Here is a 19,065-nt window from a genome sequence, read left to right on the forward strand (position 1 = left end):
AACAGTCCCCGATCCAGGATGAAGAACTTCCCTGCACCGACTCGTCACCCTCCGTGGACAGACGTTCCTGACGCCGGTGCGCCATTTGGAAACAACGGCTGAAAATCAACCCATTCCAAACGGCTCAACTGCTCAATGTCCGGGCTGTCGTCGCCCGCCTGCGTCAGCCGGAGCGCCTGGTATTGCATGGCTTCCTGCAGCAGGTTGTGCACCATCCGACCGTTGCCAGTGAGCGTCCCCGCTTGAGCCGCTTGTTCCAACTGCTGCCGAATGCGCTCCTCCACATCGCCGCCGAGCCGGTATCCCGCCTGCGTGACCGCCTGCAGCAGCATGCGGGTGAGCTCTTCTGTCGTGTAATCGGGGAAGTGGAGGTATTTTTTGAAGCGGGAAAACAGGCCCGGATTGCTCGCCAGCAAACGCTGCATCTCCGACGGATAGCCGGCCAGCACGACCACCAGGTTTTCGCCATGACGGGACATTTCCTCCACCAGCGTGTGAATCGCTTCCCGACCGTAGTCCCGTTCGCCGCCTTCCAGCAGTGCGTACGCCTCGTCGATAAACAGGACGCCGCCCAGCGCTTCGCGGATTTTGCGCCGGGTCAGCGCCGCCGTCTGCCCGACGTATCCGGCTACCAGATCGGCCCGGCTGGCCGTGACCAGATGGCCCCGTTTCAGATAGCCGATTTCCTGCAGCATCTCCGCATACAGGCGGGCGACCGTCGTTTTCCCCGTGCCCGGACTGCCGGTGAATACGGCGTGCAGCTCAACGGGAACGGTCGGCAGTCCGCAGGCGGCCCGCTTCCGCTGCACCGAGGCAAACGCGGCGATTTTGTTCAGTTCCGCCTTTACTTCATCCAGGCCAATCAAGGACGCCAGCTTTTCTCTCGCCGGCTGGACATCCGGCAGCGCGTCCAGACCGCCAACGTCTTTGGGGTAGAGAATGGTGAAGTCGTCCCACTTCAGTTCATCCGGTTCGTCGAGACGCCGCCCCTTTGCAAAAATCGCTTCCATCACGAGATTGGCCACCGTCCGGGCATTGCCGAAGGTGTGGTCCACACGCGCCTGTTCGATTCGCTGCCGCAAAGCCCGCCGCGCTTCCGGCGTGAAGGAAAAATCGTTTCGGCCGGCCACCTGCTCGGCAATCGCCACCAGTTCGTCGGTCGTATAGTCGGGCAATAAGAAGTGGCCCGTCTCTGGAAAACGGCTGCGCAGCCCCGGATTGGCGTACAAAAACTGCCGCATCTCCTCCGGATAACCGGCCAGCATCACCACAAACCGGCCGGCGTATTCGCCGCCGGTCATCGCGGCCACCAGCGTGTCGATTGCAGCCTGGCCGTAATCGCTGCCCGAGCTGTCAGCCCGCTTCAGGCTGTAGGCTTCGTCAATAAACAGCACGCCCCCGACCGCCCGTTTGACCGCCTCCATCACCCGCTGTTCCGTCTGTCCCACATACGCCCCGACCAGATGGGAGCGGTCCACTTCCACCACGTCGCCGCGCTCCAGAAGTCCCAGCTCGTGATACAGACGGCCGATCAGACGGGCCAGCGTGGTCTTCCCCGTCCCCGGATTGCCCATCAGCACCAGATGGAGGGGCAGCTGATCGGTCAGGTGCCAACCTTTTTCCTCACGGAGCTGCCGATACCGCAGGAAGCGGGCCAGCTTACGCACGCGCTCCTTGATCTCGTCCAGCCCGATCAGCCCTTCCAGTTCCTCCAGGGCTGACTGCCCGCGCCCGCCTCCAGGCATCTCTGCATCGTCCGATTCCCCGTCAATGGACAGCAGCCGTTCATGTTCTTCCTGCTGTGAGGTCAAGCGTTTGACGCTCTCCTGCAAGGCAGCCAGCATTTCCGCCGAATAAAACATGCCCTGCAGCGAGGCCGCATAGGCCTGGGTCCTCTCCAGCATATCGCCGAGCAGGCGCTCCCGCTCCGCGTACAACCGCTCCACGCCGGCTGCCGCGTGCACCGCTGTTTCGTCCCCGGCCGCTTCGGCCGCTTCGCGCGCGGCGGCAGCCAGAGCCTGCCATGACGGAAGGGCTTGCAACTCGGCCTCGGCGGCTTGTTTCAGCTGCTCTGCGTTCCGCCTGCGGGTAGCGGCGTTATCCGTTTCGCGGATCAGCGGATAGCTGCCGTCGAGGCGGTGTTCCTTCAGACGGGTCAGGTACAGGCGCACCCGCAGTTCGGCGGACGGCCGGTAGGCAGGGTCCAGCCGGACGGCACGGGACAGCCATTCCTCGGCCAACCCGTAGCCTCCCCGCTTTTCCATGCGGAGAGCAGCCAGCCAGGTGAGCACCACCGCTTCCGCCTGATCCAGCCGTTTGTCCTCGTCCGTTCCGCGCCGCTCCTCGATCAAGCGGAGGAGCGGGATTAGCTCCCCTTCCGACAGCTGTCGTATGTCAGGTGGGTGCTCCCGCCACCTCCACACAACTTCCAACCGGTCCGCTGCTCGCTGCTGCATCGTGCCCCTCTCCTTTTCTGGTTTTTCGTGTCTACTCCAGTTGTACCATACTTCAATTTTGGTGAAAAAGGCAATGATCGAAAACACACTCCTGGCACACGGCAAAAAAGCAACCTCCCGTCATTAGGAGGTTGCTCAGGCCCGATCACCCATGCGCCACGAACTTTGTCTGCATGCTGAACAACCTCCCGTCATAGGAGGTTGCTCGTTTCTGTTGTGTTGTTCCCTACACTACAGCTTTACGTTGCCAATGTCCACGTCGGCCTTGAAGCGGGCCTGGGCTGCTGCAAATACGTCCTGTTCCGACTCGGCGGCGACCTTGAACATGGTAATCAGTTTGTCGCCGCTGTGCACCTGCACGTTGTACTGCGAATCACCGTCGTACGTAGCGGAAAACGTGTATGCGCTGCCGTTCACGTTGATGGTTCGTTCCATATCGTTCGGACACACCTCCCGCCATAGTGTGTCCGCCTGCGGCCCGCTTCATCCCCGGGGCAGTGCGCTTCGACTGCTCAAGACGCGGCTGCTGCCTGCCTGGGCACAGCGAAACACAGTGAAACTGGCAGTGCGTCCCGCAGGCTGCATGCGGTCAGGGAGTAAGCAGTCGCGGACAGGACGTTCATATCCGACAGGACCCTATACCTGCGAAAACGCCTGGTAGTCAGTCGGCTGGCGGATAATGGTACCATCCGGAAGCTCGACCAGCAGCAGATCAGTCTCCTCTTGGCTGCCCTCCTGCCAGTCAAAGACAAACACTTGTTTGTCCATCGGCTTGTTTTCGTCCAGAACGGCCAGGATTGCGCGCAGCGTGTCGGCCGTGATCGGCACCGGAATGCTTGTCCCCTGCCGGTCAGGGATGGAGAGCAGCTTCGGCGCCTCTTCAAAATACTGGACGGTATCCAGCAGCAGCGACACCTGCTGAGCGTTCAGTTCAGAAGCAAATCGTTCAAACGGCTTGGCCATGTGCATCATTCCTTTTCATCCGCAGAATTGTCGAACAGGCTGAATTGGGTTACCGCATTACCATCCCGGGGTGTTTTGTCCGGCTCCGCTTCGGTCGACCCTTTCGGGGGCTCCGCCGCTTTTTCCGCTTCGTCCGGCAAAACGGCTTCATAGGCGACGGCTTCCACGCCGCCGTCCACCACGCTGCGAGCCGCCCCCCCTTGTTCCGTCACAGCCACCTGTTCGGTCGGCACCAGTACCCACTCGTTTCTGTCCGTCAAAGCGTACAGCGTGTCTTCCACAGTCACCGCCACCACCCGATGCGGATTGGTTTTCCGCTTGCGAATCACCTGGACCCCTTTGCCTGCCCGGCCCTGCAGCGGGATGGCGGAGATCAAGGTGCGTTTCACTTGTCCTTCGGCCGTCAGCAGACTGAACGACCGCGCATCTTCCGCCTCCGTCGGCAGCAGGGCGACTACCTCGTCGCCAGCCGCAAGCGAAATCGCCTTGACGCCGCTGGACGCCCGGCCGGTCGCACTCACCTCGCTGCGCGGGAAGCGGATGCCCATGCCGTCTTTGGTCACCGCGAGGAAGGCACCCTCTTCACCTGCCACAAACGCCGTGACAAACTCGTCTCCCTCTGCTTTCAACTTGGCCGCCACCAGCGCGCCGGAACGATTTGTCTCGTACTCGGTCAGCGCCGTCCGCTTGATCAAGCCGGAGCGGCTGACGTGATAGACGTAGAGCGGCTGCTTGAAATCGTCCACGATCGCAAACCCGACGATGTGCTGCTGCTTGTCCAGCGGGATGACGTTGACCAGCGCGGTCCCGATCTCTTTCCACTTGTCGTCGGGAATGGAGTTGACCAGCGTGGCAAAATACTTGCCGTCCTGGGTGAAGAACAAGGCCGTGTGGGAGGTGTTGGCCTCCGCAAAATAGCGGACCTTGTCCCCTTCCTTGACGCCGCAGGTCTCGATTGTCCCGCCCATCGACTTGAACGAGCGCGGGCTGGTGCGCTTGATGTAGCCTTCGTTGGTCAAGGTCACGACGCAGTCTTCCGCGTTGATCTGCATCGCGATATCCACCTTGACCTCCTCGATCTCTCCCTGGATCTCGGTCAGACGCGGCTCCGCGTACTTTTTCTTGATTTCGTTCAGCTCGGCGGTAATCACCTGGATCAGCTTTTTCTCGCTGCCAAGAATCGCCTTCAATACCTCGATCTCTTTGGACAGCGTTGCCAGCTCCTTCTCCAGCTTGACGATATCCAAACGGGTGAGCGACGCCAACTGGATGGACAGGATCGCCTCCGCCTGTGCCTCCGTGAACCCGTACTGCTCCATGATGTTTTTTCTGGCGTCGGCCCGGTCTTCGGAGTTCATGATCGTCTCCACGATCTGCCGCAGGATCGACTTGGCCCGGATCAGCCCCTGTACGACGTGCTCCCGTCTTTGCTTTTTGTCCAGGTCGTACTGGGTACGGCGCGTCACCACGTCTTTCTGGTGGTCGATGTAGGCGGCCAAAAGCTCCTTCAGCCCCATCTGCCGGATCGTTCCCTCGTGGATGACGTTCATGTTGTAGTTGTAATAGATCTGCAGGTCGGTGTTTTTGTACAAATAGTTGAGGATCGCATTTTCGTCCGCGTCTTTTCGGATGTCGATGACAATCCGCACCTTCTTTTGTTCCGCCTCTTTACGGCCGGTCTCGTCGCGGACAGCCAGCGCCCCCTCGATCTTGCGCTCCATTACCAGTTCGTCAATCTGGGCGACCAGCTTCGATTTGATCACGTCATACGGAATCTCCGAGATGACGATCTTTTTCACCTTGGTGCCTTTGGGCTCCTCCACGTGGCTGCGGCCGCGGATGACAAATTGTCCGCGCCCGGTCTCAAACGCCTTGCGAATGCCGGATGTGCCCTGGACAATGCCGCCGGTGGGAAAATCGGGCCCTTTGATATGCTGCATCAGCTCGTCCAGCGTGATGTCCGGCTTTTTCATCTGGGCGATCGCCGCGTCGATCACTTCCCCCAGGTTGTGCGTCGGAATCTCCGTCGCAAACCCGACCGCAATCCCCGACGCTCCGTTGACGAGCAGGTTGGGAAAACGGGACGGCAGCACGGCCGGCTGCTGTGCCGAGTTGTCGTAGTTGGGGATAAAGGTGACCGTGTCTTTTTCGATGTCGCGCAGCATTTCGTTGGCCAGCGCGGACAGGCGGGACTCGGTGTAACGCATCGCTGCCGGCGGGTCGGCGTCCAGGCTCCCGAAGTTGCCATGACCCTGAATCAACACCTGACGCATTTTCCACCACTGCGCCATCCGTACCATCGTCTCGTAAATGGCGCTGTCCCCGTGCGGATGGTAGGTCCCCATCACATACCCGACCGTCTTGGCCGATTTGCGGTACGGCTTGTCATGCGTATTGCCCTCCTGGTACATCGCGTACAGGATGCGGCGCTGCACCGGTTTGAGGCCGTCGCGGGCATCGGGAATGGCGCGGGACAAGATGACCAGGTTGGCGTAGTCGCTGAAACGCTTCCCCATGATTTCCGCGAAACTCTGTTCGATGATCTGATTGGACAGCATGCTTATTCATCCTCTCCCACTTCAAAGGTGACGTGGTTCTCGATCCACTCGCGCCGGGGCGGCACCTTGTCGCCCATCAGGACAGTGACCAGTTTTTCGCAATGGGCGAGGTCTTCCAACTGCACCTTGATCAGCTTGCGCGTCTCCGGATTCATCGTCGTCTCCCAGAGCTGGTCGGCGTTCATCTCGCCCAAGCCCTTGTAGCGCTGCACTTCCGCACCGCGCCCCAGCCGCTTGAGAGCCTGCTCCAGCTCGTAGTCGTTCCAACAGTAGACCACGTCCGCCGGCTTGCCGCGGTTTTCCTTTCGCACCTGATACAGCGGCGGCTGGGCGATGTACAGCTTGCCTGCGGCGATCAGCGGCTGCATGTAGCGGAAGAAAAACGTCAGCAGCAGCGTCTGGATGTGCGACCCGTCCACGTCGGCGTCGGACATGATGATGATTTTGTCAAACGCGCAGTTTTCGATGGAAAAGTCTTCTCCGATATCGGTCTCCAGCACCTCCAGAATGGTGCGGAACTCCTCGTTGGCGAGGATGTCGGACAGCTTTGCCTTTTCGGTGTTGAGCGGTTTACCCTTCAGGCCAAAAATCGCCTGAAACTCGGAGTTGCGCGCCTGCTTGGCCGAACCGCCGGCCGAATCCCCCTCGACGAGGAACAGCTCATTGCGCTTGGGGTCCTTGTACTGCGGCGGCGCGAATTTGTCGGAGATGGATTTCCGCTTCTTGGCGTTTTTGCCCTTCTTGTCGCCGCGCAGCGCTTCCCGCTGTTTGCGCAGTTCCTCACGAATTTCCGCGGAACGAATCGCCTTTTCGATCAACAACTTGCCGATCTCCGGGTTTTCCTCGAGGAAAAATCCGAGTTTTTCCGAGACGATCTGCTCCACAATGGTCCGCGCCTCTTCGTTGCCCAGCTTGTCCTTGGTTTGAGACTCAAACTGGACATCGGCCATCTGCAGGGACAGCACCCCGAGGAAGCCTTCGCGCAGGTCGTTGCCCGACAGGTTGGGGTCCTTCTCCTTGAGGAAGCCTTTTTTACGGGCAAATTCGTTGAACACCCGCGTGGTTCCGTTGCGGAAGCCGGTTACGTGCGTGCCGCCGTCCGTCGTCGGAATGGAGTTGACGTACGAGACGAGCGTTTCCGTGTAGCCGTCGTTGTACTGAAACGCCAGCTCGACGTAAACGTTTTCCTTTTCCCCCTCGAAATAGACCACCGGGTGGAGCGTTTGTTTGCCTTCGTTGAGGTACTCCACGTAGGATTTAAGCCCGTCCTCGAAGTAAAACTCCTCCCGTTTGACCTCGGGTCCGCGCTCGTCAATCAGCACCAGGCGCAGCTTTTTCAGCAAAAACGCCGTCTCGCGCAAACGGTCGCGGATCGTCTCGTAATCAAACCGGGCGCTGCCAAACACCGCGTCGTCCGGCAGAAAGCGCACGGTCACACCGGTTCGCCTGGTGGTGCCGACCACTTCCAGGCCGGTCACGGGCTTGCCCACGTGTTCGTTGCCTTGTTCGTCCACCACGTAGGCATACCGCTGTTTGTGAATCTTGCCGTCGCGGTGGATCTCCACCTCCAGCCATTTGGAGAGGGCGACTACCACGCTGGAACCGACCCCGTGCAGTCCCCCGCTCTTTTTGTATCCGCCGCCGCCAAACTTGCCGCCGGCATGCAGCGTGGTAAAAATCACTTCCGGCACCGGGCGGCCCGTCTTGTGCATGCCGGTGGGGATACCCCGCCCGTGGTCCTCCACACTGACGCTGCCGTCCTTGTGCAGGGTGACGATGATCGTATCGTTAAAACCGGCCAGCGTTTCGTCCTTGGCGTTGTCCACAATCTCCCACAGGAGATGGTGCAGACCGCGGCTGCCGGTGGAACCTATGTACATGCCCGGCCGCTTGCGCACGGCAATCAGGCCTTCCAGCACCTGAATGTCTTCTTCGGTATACGTAAGTGTATCTGTTTCCTTCAATCGCGTTCTCCCCTCTGCTTCTTCAACTTGCGCAAGGAAACGCGGCGCCGGCCGCCCGTGGCGAAAAGCGGCGCCGTGGTCGCCCTTATGCGTAACGGACGTGACGTTTCCGGTCTTTGTCCGGTAAAAAAGCGAACACTTAATCGCTATTGTACCGTATGGAATTGACTGTATTCAACGCCTGCTGGCAGCAAACGGCAAGAAAATGCGATGTTGACGGGCAAAAAAACGCCCGTCCGTCTTGTGCGGTGACGGGTGAACTCTGAAAAAAGGCCACCTCGTCCCCGCGAGATGGCCGAATGTGCTGCATTATTTTTCATTCAGCAGCCGTTCCATTTCTTCGTCGTCAATTTCGTAGTTGGCGTAGACGTTTTGGACGTCGTCGTTTTCTTCGAATGCCTCCATCATCTTGAGCATTTTCGCTGCATCTTCTCCGCTGATTTTGACGGTGTTCTGCGGAATCCACTGAACGGAGGCGTTGGCAAACGTGTAACCTTCTGCTTCTAGTCCGTTTTTAACCTGTTCCAGCTCGTGCGGGTGGGTCAAAATCTCGTAGGAGTCTTCGCTGGTCACCATATCCTCGGCGCCGGCTTCGAGCGCCTGCATCAGGATGGTGTCCTCGTCGACGGGAAACGCTTCGCGGTCGATGACGATGACGCCTTTCTTGTCAAACATAAAGCTGACGGAACCGGTCTCCCCCAGGTTGCCGCCGCGCTTGTTGAAGATGGCGCGCACGTCGGCCGCGGTCCGGTTGCGGTTGTCTGTCAGGCATTCGACGATGACGGCCACGCCGCCCGGTCCGTATCCTTCGTAGCGGATTTCTTCGTAGTTGTCCATGTTGCCGGTATCCGTCGCCTTTTTGATCGCACGTTCGATATTTTCCACCGGCATATTGATCGCGCGCGCGTTGGCGATGATCGATTTCAGCTTCAGATTGGCGTTCGGGTCCGGGCCGCCTTTCTTTGCCTCCACGTAAATCTGCCGGGCAAATTTGACAAACAGGTTGTTTCGTTTTTGGTCGGCTGCGCCTTTTTTGGCGGCAAACAGTTTGAATTTTGGCATAACCAACTCTCCTCATCTCAAACAAAAATACCATGTTTAAGTGTAGCACTAGAGGAGAAGATCGGTCAAAGCCAAACCTCACACGACCAGGCAGTTCCCGTCGGCGATCAACTGTTCCAGATCGACATAAAATCGGCCGGACGCGCGAAACTGGCCGAGGGCGATTCTGCGGCAGACATCGGTGCCAACTGCTGCTCCCAGCGTGACGGACGAGGCCAACTGCGGCCAGGTGCAGACGGTTTTGCCCACCTCTAAAAGCGACATACGCAAGCGCGCCGAGATGGCGTCACCCCCGACGATCCGCAGCACATACGGGATTTTTTCCTGGTTGGACAGCCCCTTTAGAGTGTCGTAGTCCAATCCGTCGACCAGCCCGTGTAAAATCGGCCGGTCCGGTTCAAGGTCAAACCGTTCCACGTCCAACAGCCCTCTGTCGCTGGTGTCCATCACGACGGGAATGCCCAGCTCCCGGGCTTTGAGCCGGCATAAAATCTTCATGTTCAAGCTGTCGCACTCGTCCACCAGGATGTCCAGCCGCCCTCCTTCCACCAGAAAGCGGTCCAGATTCTCCTCGTTCACCCCGTCTGCAAAGCAGACCACTTTCAAAAAGGGATCGATCTCCGCAATCTCCCGCGCCGTGACGATGACTTTCGGCATGCCCAGATGGTGAACGCCGGCCCGGATGCGGTTTAGGTTGGAAAGTTCCAGCGTGTCAAAATCGGCCAGGCGGATTTCGCCGCACACCCGTTCCATCGCCAGCGTGAGCGCGAGGGACTGGCCGACGGAAAGGCCGATCACCCCTATCGCCTTTCGGGCCAACACCTCTTGTTCCTGCTGTGTGATCTTGTTTCGATTCCGATTCGTCCGCACAAACACGAATTCCTCTTCGTCCAGCAGGTGCACGAGGGTCTTGCGCCAGGGGTAGTACACCCACACGCCTTTCTCCTCGGGGGCATCCCCCAGATACTCGTCGACCGCCGCTTGCAGCTCTTCCCGGCTGAACTGGCGGTCCGGGTGCCTTGTCTTGATCAGTTCCTCCACCTGTCCGCGAAACGGATTGAGCATCACGAGATCGTTTTGGCAGCGGCAGAGGTCCTGTAAGCGGCGGCGGTCATCCTCCTGCCGGAGGCGGAAAAACAGCGGCGTATACAGCCATTCCTCCCTCCTCGTCTCTGTATGTGCGGCCAGCAGCGAACGCAGGTCCGTCATGATAAACTTCCCCCTTTCTTTCGTCACTCCTGATCAATCACAATGCTGAGCCCGTCCACGGTCTGCACCAGCGGCGACATGCAAAAGCCTACCGTGTACAGGGCCGGCTGCCGGCAGGTTTTTGCATCCGGCCGCCAGTACTTGTAAAAAGCCTGCCGCATGAACGCGTGTTTGTCCGATGCAGCGGGAACCGCAGCGGGCACTCTGGTCAGCTGAATGCCTGTCTGTTCCAGAAACACTTTGACGTGAAGTGGCAGGATGGCAAAGACCGTGCGGATTTCCCGCGCTTCCATGAACGCGAACATGTGGCGGAGCAGAAGGCGAAACAGGTAGCGCTTGTGCAGATCGAGGAGCGGTCGATACCGCTTCGTCCCTTCGTCTTTGCCGATAAAATCCAGCAGCGGATGAAAAGCGAAGCGGACGAACTCCGCCGCTTTTGCCGGCTTGTTTACGCCAGCAAACAGCTCGTAACAGTCCAGTTCGTCGTCCACCACGGCCCGCGCGGTCGTCAGCACCAGCGGATGGCTGCCGACCTGCTGGACGACGGCAAACACGTGCGCCTGTTTTTCCGTATGGGTGCCGACATCTTCAAACTCAAGCTGGTCATGCAGATAGTGGAGGTTGTAGCTGAAATTGACGATGTCGTTCACCTGCTCGTGCAGATGCGTTTCCGTCTCGTCCAGTGTCCTGCACTCGTACAGGGCGGCATCGAGACATGCATGTCGCTGTTCACGGACGGGACGCACCAGCTTGTCGAACAAGCAGGTCAGCTTGGTGTTTTTGATACCCGCTGAGGAAGACTGCACCAACCAATCGTTCGGCAGCAAGCTGAATGGGCTGGAACTAAAAGGGACCAATTCTGTTACCGTTTGACAAGAGCGGGAGTACACCATTCCGTTTGTTCCTCCAATCTCCCATGCAGGGCGCCGTGTCTGTCGACAGCGGACGGCCACGGATGGGATGAGATTTTTGAAACAGGAAAAAAGTTCTACAAAATGCACGGTTTTCCTCCAAAAACATACAACGTTTTCCAATTTTTTAAACTTTTTGTTCTTTTCAAACGTCGAACCGTGTGGTCAACACCATGTTTTTCGGCTAATTGCCTGAAGATGGGGCAAGCTATGGAGGAGTTGAAAACCCAAGGCAGACAAAGGGGGAAGTTCCTTGATCAGCGCAACAAAACCGTTTGTGAAGTTTCACCGCTATGACCAGGAGCTGGTCTCCGACATTCAGGCGCTTAATTCCTCCGGCTACCACAAGGACGATATCTGGGTCCTACGGTGGAATCCGGACAAAAACCACTCCAACCAGCGCGACAACTACTACAAGTACAGCAGCCATTCCGAGGATGTCATCGGCGATATCGACAGCAAAGCACATGTCTTTGAAAACGGCGGCGAAGAGCTGCGGACTCGTTTGGAGAAGCTGGGGCTGAGCAAGGACGAAGCCTCGGCACTGTTCCGCGAGCTGCAGGAGTCGGATTACTCCTGCCTGCTGGTCGTGCGGGATCTCAAGGACAATATCATAAAGATGAGCAACTGATTCCTCGCATAAGAGAGGTGCCTTTCGCGCACTGAAAAAAGCCGCTGCTATGCCGCAGCGGCTTTATTGCATGTGTTTTTGTGATGCTTACTTTGTTTCGTCGACCAGTTCGATGCCTTCCAGCACTTCGTTGAGCTTGACGTAGACGGCTGCTTCCTCGTTTTCCTCCAGCGGCACCATTTCACCGCCGTCGACCTGGAATACGAAGATGTCCACTTCTTCATCCACGTCGTCTGCTTGCGCCTCGTCTTCAACAGCGTCGGTCAAGGCGACGTATTCCTTTCCGTTTAGTTCAAACAAGGCGATGACTTCGAAGTCGCCAAGCGGTTCGCCGTTTTCGTCGTCCAGCGTAATGATGTCGCCCAGTTCCAGGTCTTTGTTTTCTGCGGTCAATGTGTTCACGTCCTTATTGAAAGATTCATGATACGTGTCCATCATACAGGTTTTTTCGCAAAGACGCAAACACGCATGGCTGTCAGCTGACAGGCAGCCTCACCTCGAAGGTGGAACCTTGGTGCAGCTGACTCGTGACGGAAATGGTTCCGCCGTGGTTGTGAATAATCCGGTAGCTGACCATCAACCCCAGACCTGTCCCGTTCTCCTTGGTCGTGTAAAACGGCTCCCCCAGTCTCGCCAGGCGATCTTCGGGAATGCCGCAGCCTTGATCGCGGAAGCTGATGACAACCGTGTCTTCCTCCCGCCGCACGCTCACGTGCACTTCGCCTCCGTCCGGCATGGCCTCGATGGCGTTTTTCAAAAGATTGAGAAACACCTGTTTGAGCTGGTTCTCCTCGCACATGACCGCAGGCAGATTGGGTTCGTGATGGATGAAGATGCGGACGTTGTGCATGACGGCGTGTGTCTCCGCCAGCACGATAATATGCTCCAGCATGGGAACGACGTCCCTCTCCTTGAAGGCGATGTCCTGCGGTTTGGCCAGCACGAGCAGTTCACTGATAATTTTGTCGATCCGGTTTAACTCCGACAACATGATGGTAAAGTACTGCTGCTTGTCCTGATGGTGGGAGTACATCAGCTGCAAAAAGCCCTTGAGCGAGGTCAGGGGGTTGCGGATCTCGTGCGCCACTCCGGCCGCCAGCTGACCGATGACGGAGAGCAGTTCCGACTTGCGGACCATCTCCTCCGCCTGTTTTCGCTCCGTGATGTCCTGCAGAATGCCGATTACGGCCGGCTTCCCCTTGTAGATCGTGGTCTTCTGCAGCACTTCGAGATGAACAATGTTGCCGTCGCTGCGCAGACCGTGAAACTGATAACGAATGGGCGAGCGGTCTCCCTTGCTGCGGCGGCTCTGGTTTTTCAGCACAATCTCCCGTTCCTGCGGCACGACCAGATCGACCGCTCCCAGCCGCATCATGTCCTCCTGGGTGTAGCCGAACATCTCGGCCATGCGGGGATTGACGTAGACGAAGCTGTGTTCGTTCACGTACGCAATGTACACGCCGACCAACGTGTCCTCGACCAGACTGCGGTACAATTCCTCCGCTTCCTGCAGTTCATGCTCGATGCGCTTGCGCTCCGTAATCTCCGTCGAGGAGCCGACCACTTCCACGACCCGCCCCTGTTCGATGATCGGGGAGAGGGTCGTCGTAAAAATTCGTTCCCCCATGGTTGACTCATACTCCACCACATGGCCGTCATACGCCTTTTCGTACATGGACATGATGTCATCGCTGCACAACTGCAATACGTCTTGCAGCCGCTTGCCGCTGATGCTGTCCGTCGTCAGTCCGAACTCTCTGGCCAACTTTCCTTCCGAGAGGGTGAACACGAACTGACCGTCTGCGTCACGCTTGTACTTGAAAATGTGATTGTGCAGATTTTCCACAGTTCGGCGTAGTTCGTCCTTGTTCAAGTCGACCGACGGTTTTCCGGTGTAGATCCCTGCTTGCAACAGGCGAGCACTCCTTTACCCTGAGAATGAGATGCAACAAGAATTCGCTGTGCCTTCCACGTTTCCTCTTTTTTCCTAAAAAAATCGTATCTTCCGCAATCTGCGCCCGCATGGTTTTGTCAAAATCTTTCTATTTTTGGTATAATTGGATGGGTTGTGGGCACATCTCTCCGAGAAAGGGTGGTCGTGTGAAGAAAAAAATCATTCTCGCAGGGGGTTCCGGTTTTCTTGGGCAATCACTGGCTGCGTTGTTGACTCAGAAAGGATATGACGTCGTCATCTTGACGAGAGGCGCGTCGACCGAACGAAATCATGTCCGGTACGTTCACTGGGACGGCGCGACCATCGACACGTGGACGGACGAAATCGACGGAAGCCATGCCGTCATCAACCTCACCGGGAAAAGCGTCAACTGCATCTATACCAAAAAAAACCGGGACGAAATCATCCGCTCCCGCCTGGATTCCGTCAACGTGTTGGCCGACACCATTTTGACCTGCAAGCATCCGCCCAAAGTCTTTGTTCAGGCGGGGTCCCTGGCCATTTTCGGCGACACGCGAAACCTCTGCGACGAGGATGCCCCACATGGAACGGGATTTTCCGCTGACGTCTGCAAACAATGGGAAACAGCCTTTTTTTCCAGGGAGCTGCCTTCGACCAGACAAGTGCTATTGCGGATCGGCTTTGTGCTGGGTCGCGACGGCGGCGCGCTTGAACCGATGATCAAGCTGACCCGGTACAACCTGGGAGGAACCATCGGGAAGGGCAATCAGTACATCAGCTGGCTGCATATTGACGATATGAACCAGATCTTCCTCGCAGCTGTCGAAGACGACAGGATGACCGGCATCTACAACGCGACCGGGCCGCACCCGGTCACAAACAAGGAATTCATGGCTGTGCTGAGAAAGGTGCTGAACAAGGGGTGGGCACCCCCGACTCCTGCGCCTCTGGTGTGGCTGGGAGCGTACGTCTTCATGCGGACGGAACCAAGCCTGGCACTGACCGGCAGAAATTGTGTGCCAAAGCGGTTGGCGGATCACGGTTTTCGCTTCCGCCATCCAGACCTGGAGGCAGCGCTGTTCGACCTGCTCGGCAAGCCGTAGTCCCGCCAAAAAGAAACAGCCTGCGGTCCCCCCGCAGGCTGCCCTCGATTCTATTCTTTTACTTCTTGCAGCACGCCTTTTTCCATCAGGAACGCCTCTTCCGCCTGCAAGATGGCAATGATGGCATCCCGCTGGACGTATTTGCCGGATTCGGCGAGGCGGCGTTCGATATACCGAAGCAGTTCTTCAAAGTCGAGAATCTGGACTTGCTGGTCGCTCACGACGTTCCCCCCTTATACCCTTCCTATTGTACACGAACCGGGCGCTTCTTCCAACTCCACCACCTGCGCCGCACCGGTTTCAGCAGATATCCGCTCCACAGCATGAACAGCACGCTCAGCGCCAGGTAACAGCAGGCAAAAAACAGCCAGGGGGTAAAGGCAAACTCCACCGACGGCATCAGCGAATCGTCGAGGATGGCGAAGAGCACGATCACCGGGTTGATTCCAGCCAGAATTTGCAGTTCCGGAAGACTCCACACCACTGCCTGGGAATACCGTTCCGGATCGATCTGCTGCAAAATTTCGCCGAGGAAGAAAAACAGCAGGCCGGTTCCGACGACAAAGCAAAACGCGATGCCGTACGCGGTAATCGTGCTGACGGCGGTTCGCTTGATCCAGGTGGAACAGAACAAGCCAAGCGATCCCAGAAAAAGGATGTTGACGGCGAAGAACAGGACCAGCTTCACCACCTGTTCCGGCGACACGCTGCCGTACAGCATGACCAGGCTGTACAGGGGCATGGACGCGGTCAGAAGCAGGCTGGTAAAGGCGAGCGACGTGACCAGCTTGCTCCAGACGATCGTGCGGGGCGACAGCTGGGTAGTGAGCAAAATGTTGAGCGTCTGACGTTCCCTCTCGCCGCTGATGGCGCCCGCTGTCAGCGCCGGAACGACAAAGCAGATCATGGCGTAATGGATCGCTGCCGAGATGAGGAACAGTTCCCCGTTTTCTCCCAGCGTTCCCGCACTGGACGGGCTGATCAGCAGCAGCCCAAGCGGAATGCCTCCCATGATCAGCAGAAACAGCGTGAGAATCCACACGGTCCGCTTTGTGCGGAACCGTTCCCGCAGTTCCTTGACGAGGATCGGATTGGACAGAAAATCCCACATCAGCCTCCCACTCCTTCCGTGATGGCCAAAAAGACGGCTTCCAGGTTTTCGCTGGACTCGCCAAAGTACGTGACAGTCGCACCCGCGTTCACCAATTCTTGCAGCAATTGGGCCTTTTCCGCTTCGCCTCCGACAAACCGAAAGCGAAACCCGTCTTCCTGTTCCTCCAGATCCTTTACCAGGGGACACTGTGACAGCACGTGTCCCGCCTGATGGAGATTGGTCAGCGTCCGCACCAGCATGAGCGTAATGCCGCGGGCTCGGACGCTCACGTCATCCAGCGCTCCGCAGGCGATCAGCCTGCCCTGCTCGATCACGCCGATCTCGTCGCACAGCTCCGCCAACTCTGGCAGAATGTGGGAGCTGATCAAGATCGTCTTGCCCATCGCGCGAAGCTGTTTCAGGATTTCCCTGAGCTCAATGCGGGCGCGCGGGTCAAGTCCGGAAGCGGGCTCGTCCAGAATCATCACCGCGGGGTCGTGGACCAGGCACCGCGCCAGTCCCAGACGCTGCTGCATGCCCCGGGAGAGCGAATCGACGTAGGCGTCCACTTTGTTGGACAGGTTGACCAATTCCAGCAGATCGGCGATCAGGGCATTCCGTTTGTTCGCCGGAATCTTGTAGGCCCCGGCGTAAAAGTCCAGGTACTCTCGCACCGTCAGGTTGTCATAAACGCCGAAAAAATCAGGCATGTACCCAATCGACTGCCGAACGTCCGCAGGCTCCTTCATCACGTCGTAGCCGCAGACAAACGCCTGTCCCTCACTCGGCTCCAGCAACGTGGACAAAATCTGCATGGTGGTCGTCTTCCCCGCGCCATTGGGACCGATGAAGCCGAACACCTTTCCCTGCTCAATCCGCAGATTGAGGTCGCTAAGCGCCCGCAGGCTGCCGTATCGCTTGCTCAGATGGATCGTTTCAATCATGGCGGACAGGTTCCCTCCCCTCTACCTGGAAGAACGGGATCGGCAGCGAAAGACGCTTTGCACCCGGGTGGGAGAAGCGAAGCAGGACAGTGCCATCGGGCGTCAGGTACTCGCTCAAGTCCGCCTCGAGGACCAATCGCTTGTCTCTTGGCAGCGGCTTCCACTGTCCGCTCTTTTGGTGGAAAATCGCTTTCTGAAACGGGCGGAACGAACTGTGGTCGAGCGGCACGATGAGCCGCTCCGCGTGGTGTCTCGCCTGACCCAGCTTCAGCGAAAACGTGACGCTGCCTTTTGCCACATCCCACAGATAAGGCGATTTCGGCTCCAATTCTCCGGTCGACTCTTGTATGCTCACGTCCAGCAGACCGTACGGATACGTGATCACGCCGCGCTTATCCGGTTGAAGCCGCACCGTTTGGCTGATCACGTTCCAGTAGTGGGAACGATGCTCTTCCTGAAAGGTGATGAGCGGGATGGGCTGGCTGTTGACGCCGAGAATTCGCACAGAATCACCGCCCTCGACTGACAGCACGTCGTCCTTCATCCAGTGGATACGCTCTTCCACAGAGGGACTCGTATTCTCGTAATCACTTCGGCTGGGCAGGTAGAGCGGCTCCAGTTTGGCGTCGACCCGCTTCGTTTCTCCCGGCCGCATGCTGCCGAGCGGAATCCGCTGCGGTCCCATCTCCACGTAGGCCGTCTCCAGCGGAAATGCCGTGTTGTTGGTCACCGTCCCGCGCAGCCTGTCTTTTCGCACGTAAAGGCTGGCCGCAAACTCGCCTGCATCGCGCATCAGTCCGAATCCGACCACCTGCCGCGGCGTCAGATACGGCACTTTCTGAAACTCCAGGACGTATGTCGTGTCCGCCTGCTTTTCCGACATCAACCCGTCCGGTTGGAAATTATATCGGTTGTAGGAAAGCGGCAGGGCAACAATCCCCGGCTGGACCTCCGTCCTGAAACGATCTTTGCTGACCGAAAGAAACGTGGACGCTGACTCCACTTCAGCCAGCTGCCCATCGAGAATCCGCACCCGATTGACGGAGTAACTGCTGTTTTCCCGGACGACCATCGGCTTGCCGATGAAAAAGACCCCGACCATCAAGAGCACAGCCATTCCCGGAATGACGCCCCACGCCCACTGCCGCCGGTTCAACCGCTTCAATAGCAAATAAGTGCCGGGGGCCACCGCCCCTACGTACACGACCCACAGCACGGCGATCCAGACGGGATGAGGCGGTTGCACGTCGGGAATGTAGCGGCTCAGCTCGAGCAAGTGGCGATTGAACTGGTTGATGCGCCGTCCCTGTTCAAGCACATCCTGCACACCATGACGGATCAGGACGTTTTGCCACAACTCGTCACCGTGCTGCCAGGACGCAAGCGGCTCTGTCGTCACGTCATAATTGACAAACAGCAGCCGGCCGTGGCCCGCCTCTTGGGCAACGAACAGCGGCAGCGTGCTGTTGAAAACGGGAATGCTTCCGTCAGGCAGATTTTTCGCCGGCATATAGGCAGAGAGCGCCTGTTTCAGATCGACGCGTCCGCTTTTCGGCTCGATCGGCAAAACATCGGCAAACCGCCGGACTGCTTCCTCCTGACCGGGTCCGGCGGACAAAATGACGACGCCGCCGCTCTTGATCCACTCTGTAATCGCCCTTACCTGTTCATCGCGCAGCTGCTTCACCTGTTCTCCACTCAGCGCGAGAATATCCAGGTTGCGGTACAGCCATGGCTCGTCCGGCAGCATCTCGGCGGTCAGGTTTTGCACGAGGACGTGGCCGCCGTCCATCTGCCGCTGTGTCAGCGTCAATACATGAAAAGCGCCGCTGCCGGAATCCAGCACGCCAATGATGCGTCCCTCATTGGGAAAACGCATCCGCAGCTTTTCCGACGCGACCACCTTGTCACCCTGGGTCAGCCAGAGCCGCCATTCTTCCAGAAACAATTGCGCCGGCATGTCAAAGGCGATCGTCTTGCTTTCGCCTGCCGTCAGCTTTACCGGCTGCCGAAGCACGCCATACCCGGTTTTTCTCGGTTTTCTTGCATTGGACAGCTCGACCAAACCGGAAAACGGCTGTTCCTGCGAGTGCACGGTCACTTCCAGTCGTACCCAGGCATCGTATTTGAACACTCCGTTGAACGGCATGTGTACTTTCATCTCAACGCTGCCTTCGGCGGCAGCCGGCTGAGCGGCGAAACTCAACCACACGACCGCGAAGACGAGCAGCCAACTCCTGTTCATCTCGTTCTCCT

General features: G+C 58.1%; 16 protein-coding genes. 2 read left to right on the forward strand and 14 right to left on the reverse strand.

Annotation, left to right across the window (positions count from 1 at the left end):
• Positions 1 to 44: 44 nt before the first annotated feature.
• From KDN35_RS08195 to KDN35_RS08230, 8 genes are all read right to left on the reverse strand, one after another.
• On the reverse strand, positions 45 to 2,456 hold the full coding sequence (locus KDN35_RS08195) for an AAA family ATPase (protein WP_212132520.1): 2,412 nt from the start codon (positions 2,454 to 2,456) through the stop codon (positions 45 to 47).
• Between the two features lie 231 nt (positions 2,457 to 2,687).
• Positions 2,688 to 2,891 carry a hypothetical protein gene (locus KDN35_RS08200; protein WP_171566750.1) on the reverse strand — a complete coding sequence of 68 codons (204 nt, stop codon included), beginning with the start codon at positions 2,889 to 2,891 and terminating at the stop codon, positions 2,688 to 2,690.
• Between the two features lie 201 nt (positions 2,892 to 3,092).
• Positions 3,093 to 3,419, reverse strand: coding sequence for a hypothetical protein (locus KDN35_RS08205; protein ID WP_212132521.1), 327 nt, complete (start codon positions 3,417 to 3,419; stop codon positions 3,093 to 3,095).
• Positions 3,420 to 3,424: 5 nt separating this feature from the next.
• Positions 3,425 to 5,977: a DNA topoisomerase IV subunit A gene (parC, locus tag KDN35_RS08210; protein WP_212132522.1), complete on the reverse strand. Its 2,553-nt coding sequence runs from the start codon at positions 5,975 to 5,977 to the stop codon at positions 3,425 to 3,427.
• Positions 5,978 to 5,979: 2 nt separating this feature from the next.
• Entirely contained in the window at positions 5,980 to 7,941 is a 1,962-nt protein-coding gene (locus KDN35_RS08215; RefSeq protein WP_171566747.1) for a DNA gyrase/topoisomerase IV subunit B, read from the reverse strand.
• A gap of 309 nt (positions 7,942 to 8,250) precedes the next feature.
• Positions 8,251 to 9,003 (reverse strand): YebC/PmpR family DNA-binding transcriptional regulator, encoded by a 753-nt coding sequence (locus KDN35_RS08220; RefSeq protein WP_171566746.1) that lies wholly within the window; start codon positions 9,001 to 9,003, stop codon positions 8,251 to 8,253.
• Positions 9,004 to 9,081: 78 nt separating this feature from the next.
• Positions 9,082 to 10,212, reverse strand: a complete 1,131-nt coding sequence (locus tag KDN35_RS08225; RefSeq protein ID WP_212132523.1) for an Rv1355c family protein — start codon at positions 10,210 to 10,212, stop codon at positions 9,082 to 9,084.
• 23 nt (positions 10,213 to 10,235) lie between these two features.
• A complete protein-coding gene (locus KDN35_RS08230; RefSeq protein WP_212132524.1) occupies positions 10,236 to 11,039 on the reverse strand; it encodes a hypothetical protein in 804 nt (267 codons plus the stop codon).
• 337 nt (positions 11,040 to 11,376) lie between these two features.
• Between KDN35_RS08230 and KDN35_RS08235 the strand changes: the two genes are divergently transcribed.
• Positions 11,377 to 11,754 (forward strand): YflT domain-containing protein, encoded by a 378-nt coding sequence (locus KDN35_RS08235; RefSeq protein WP_171566743.1) that lies wholly within the window; start codon positions 11,377 to 11,379, stop codon positions 11,752 to 11,754.
• Between the two features lie 87 nt (positions 11,755 to 11,841).
• On the opposite strand, the gene KDN35_RS08240 is transcribed toward KDN35_RS08235, so the two are convergent.
• The gene (locus KDN35_RS08240) at positions 11,842 to 12,147 is read right to left on the reverse strand and encodes a DUF1292 domain-containing protein (protein WP_171566742.1); all 306 of its coding nucleotides are present in this window, start codon (positions 12,145 to 12,147) and stop codon (positions 11,842 to 11,844) included.
• 82 nt (positions 12,148 to 12,229) lie between these two features.
• Complete coding sequence (locus KDN35_RS08245) at positions 12,230 to 13,666, reverse strand: ATP-binding protein (protein WP_216369499.1); 1,437 nt, start codon at positions 13,664 to 13,666, stop codon at positions 12,230 to 12,232.
• 188 nt (positions 13,667 to 13,854) lie between these two features.
• Between KDN35_RS08245 and KDN35_RS08250 the strand changes: the two genes are divergently transcribed.
• Positions 13,855 to 14,772 (forward strand): TIGR01777 family oxidoreductase, encoded by a 918-nt coding sequence (locus KDN35_RS08250; protein WP_212132525.1) that lies wholly within the window; start codon positions 13,855 to 13,857, stop codon positions 14,770 to 14,772.
• A gap of 50 nt (positions 14,773 to 14,822) precedes the next feature.
• Here KDN35_RS08250 and KDN35_RS08255 read toward each other — a convergent pair whose 3' ends face one another.
• The 4 genes from KDN35_RS08255 to KDN35_RS08270 are packed head-to-tail and all read right to left on the reverse strand — an operon-like array spanning position 14,823 to position 19,054.
• A complete protein-coding gene (locus tag KDN35_RS08255; protein ID WP_171566740.1) occupies positions 14,823 to 14,993 on the reverse strand; it encodes a hypothetical protein in 171 nt (56 codons plus the stop codon).
• Between the two features lie 23 nt (positions 14,994 to 15,016).
• The gene (locus tag KDN35_RS08260) at positions 15,017 to 15,883 is read right to left on the reverse strand and encodes an ABC transporter permease (protein ID WP_212132526.1); all 867 of its coding nucleotides are present in this window, start codon (positions 15,881 to 15,883) and stop codon (positions 15,017 to 15,019) included.
• Positions 15,883 to 16,809 (reverse strand): ABC transporter ATP-binding protein, encoded by a 927-nt coding sequence (locus tag KDN35_RS08265; protein ID WP_212132527.1) that lies wholly within the window; start codon positions 16,807 to 16,809, stop codon positions 15,883 to 15,885. Before KDN35_RS08265 ends, KDN35_RS08260 begins: the two co-directional genes overlap by 1 nt.
• Positions 16,802 to 19,054, reverse strand: a complete 2,253-nt coding sequence (locus tag KDN35_RS08270) for a hypothetical protein (protein ID WP_212132528.1) — start codon at positions 19,052 to 19,054, stop codon at positions 16,802 to 16,804. The genes KDN35_RS08265 and KDN35_RS08270 overlap by 8 nt, the downstream gene beginning before the upstream one ends.
• Positions 19,055 to 19,065 lie beyond the last annotated feature (11 nt).

Source organism: Brevibacillus sp. NL20B1 (genome assembly GCF_018195675.1).
GTDB lineage: Bacteria > Bacillota > Bacilli > Brevibacillales > Brevibacillaceae > Brevibacillus > Brevibacillus aydinogluensis.

Coding starts and splice junctions, on each gene's coding strand:
- KDN35_RS08195 (WP_212132520.1), bottom strand. CDS start 2,456: ATGCAGCAGCGAGCAGCGGACCGGTTGGAAGTTGTGTGGAGGTGGCGG.
- KDN35_RS08200 (WP_171566750.1), bottom strand. CDS start 2,891: ATGGAACGAACCATCAACGTGAACGGCAGCGCATACACGTTTTCCGCT.
- KDN35_RS08205 (WP_212132521.1), bottom strand. CDS start 3,419: ATGGCCAAGCCGTTTGAACGATTTGCTTCTGAACTGAACGCTCAGCAG.
- parC (WP_212132522.1), bottom strand. CDS start 5,977: ATGCTGTCCAATCAGATCATCGAACAGAGTTTCGCGGAAATCATGGGG.
- KDN35_RS08220 (WP_171566746.1), bottom strand. CDS start 9,003: ATGCCAAAATTCAAACTGTTTGCCGCCAAAAAAGGCGCAGCCGACCAA.
- KDN35_RS08225 (WP_212132523.1), bottom strand. CDS start 10,212: ATGACGGACCTGCGTTCGCTGCTGGCCGCACATACAGAGACGAGGAGG.
- KDN35_RS08260 (WP_212132526.1), bottom strand. CDS start 15,883: ATGTGGGATTTTCTGTCCAATCCGATCCTCGTCAAGGAACTGCGGGAA.
- KDN35_RS08265 (WP_212132527.1), bottom strand. CDS start 16,809: ATGATTGAAACGATCCATCTGAGCAAGCGATACGGCAGCCTGCGGGCG.
- KDN35_RS08270 (WP_212132528.1), bottom strand. CDS start 19,054: ATGAACAGGAGTTGGCTGCTCGTCTTCGCGGTCGTGTGGTTGAGTTTC.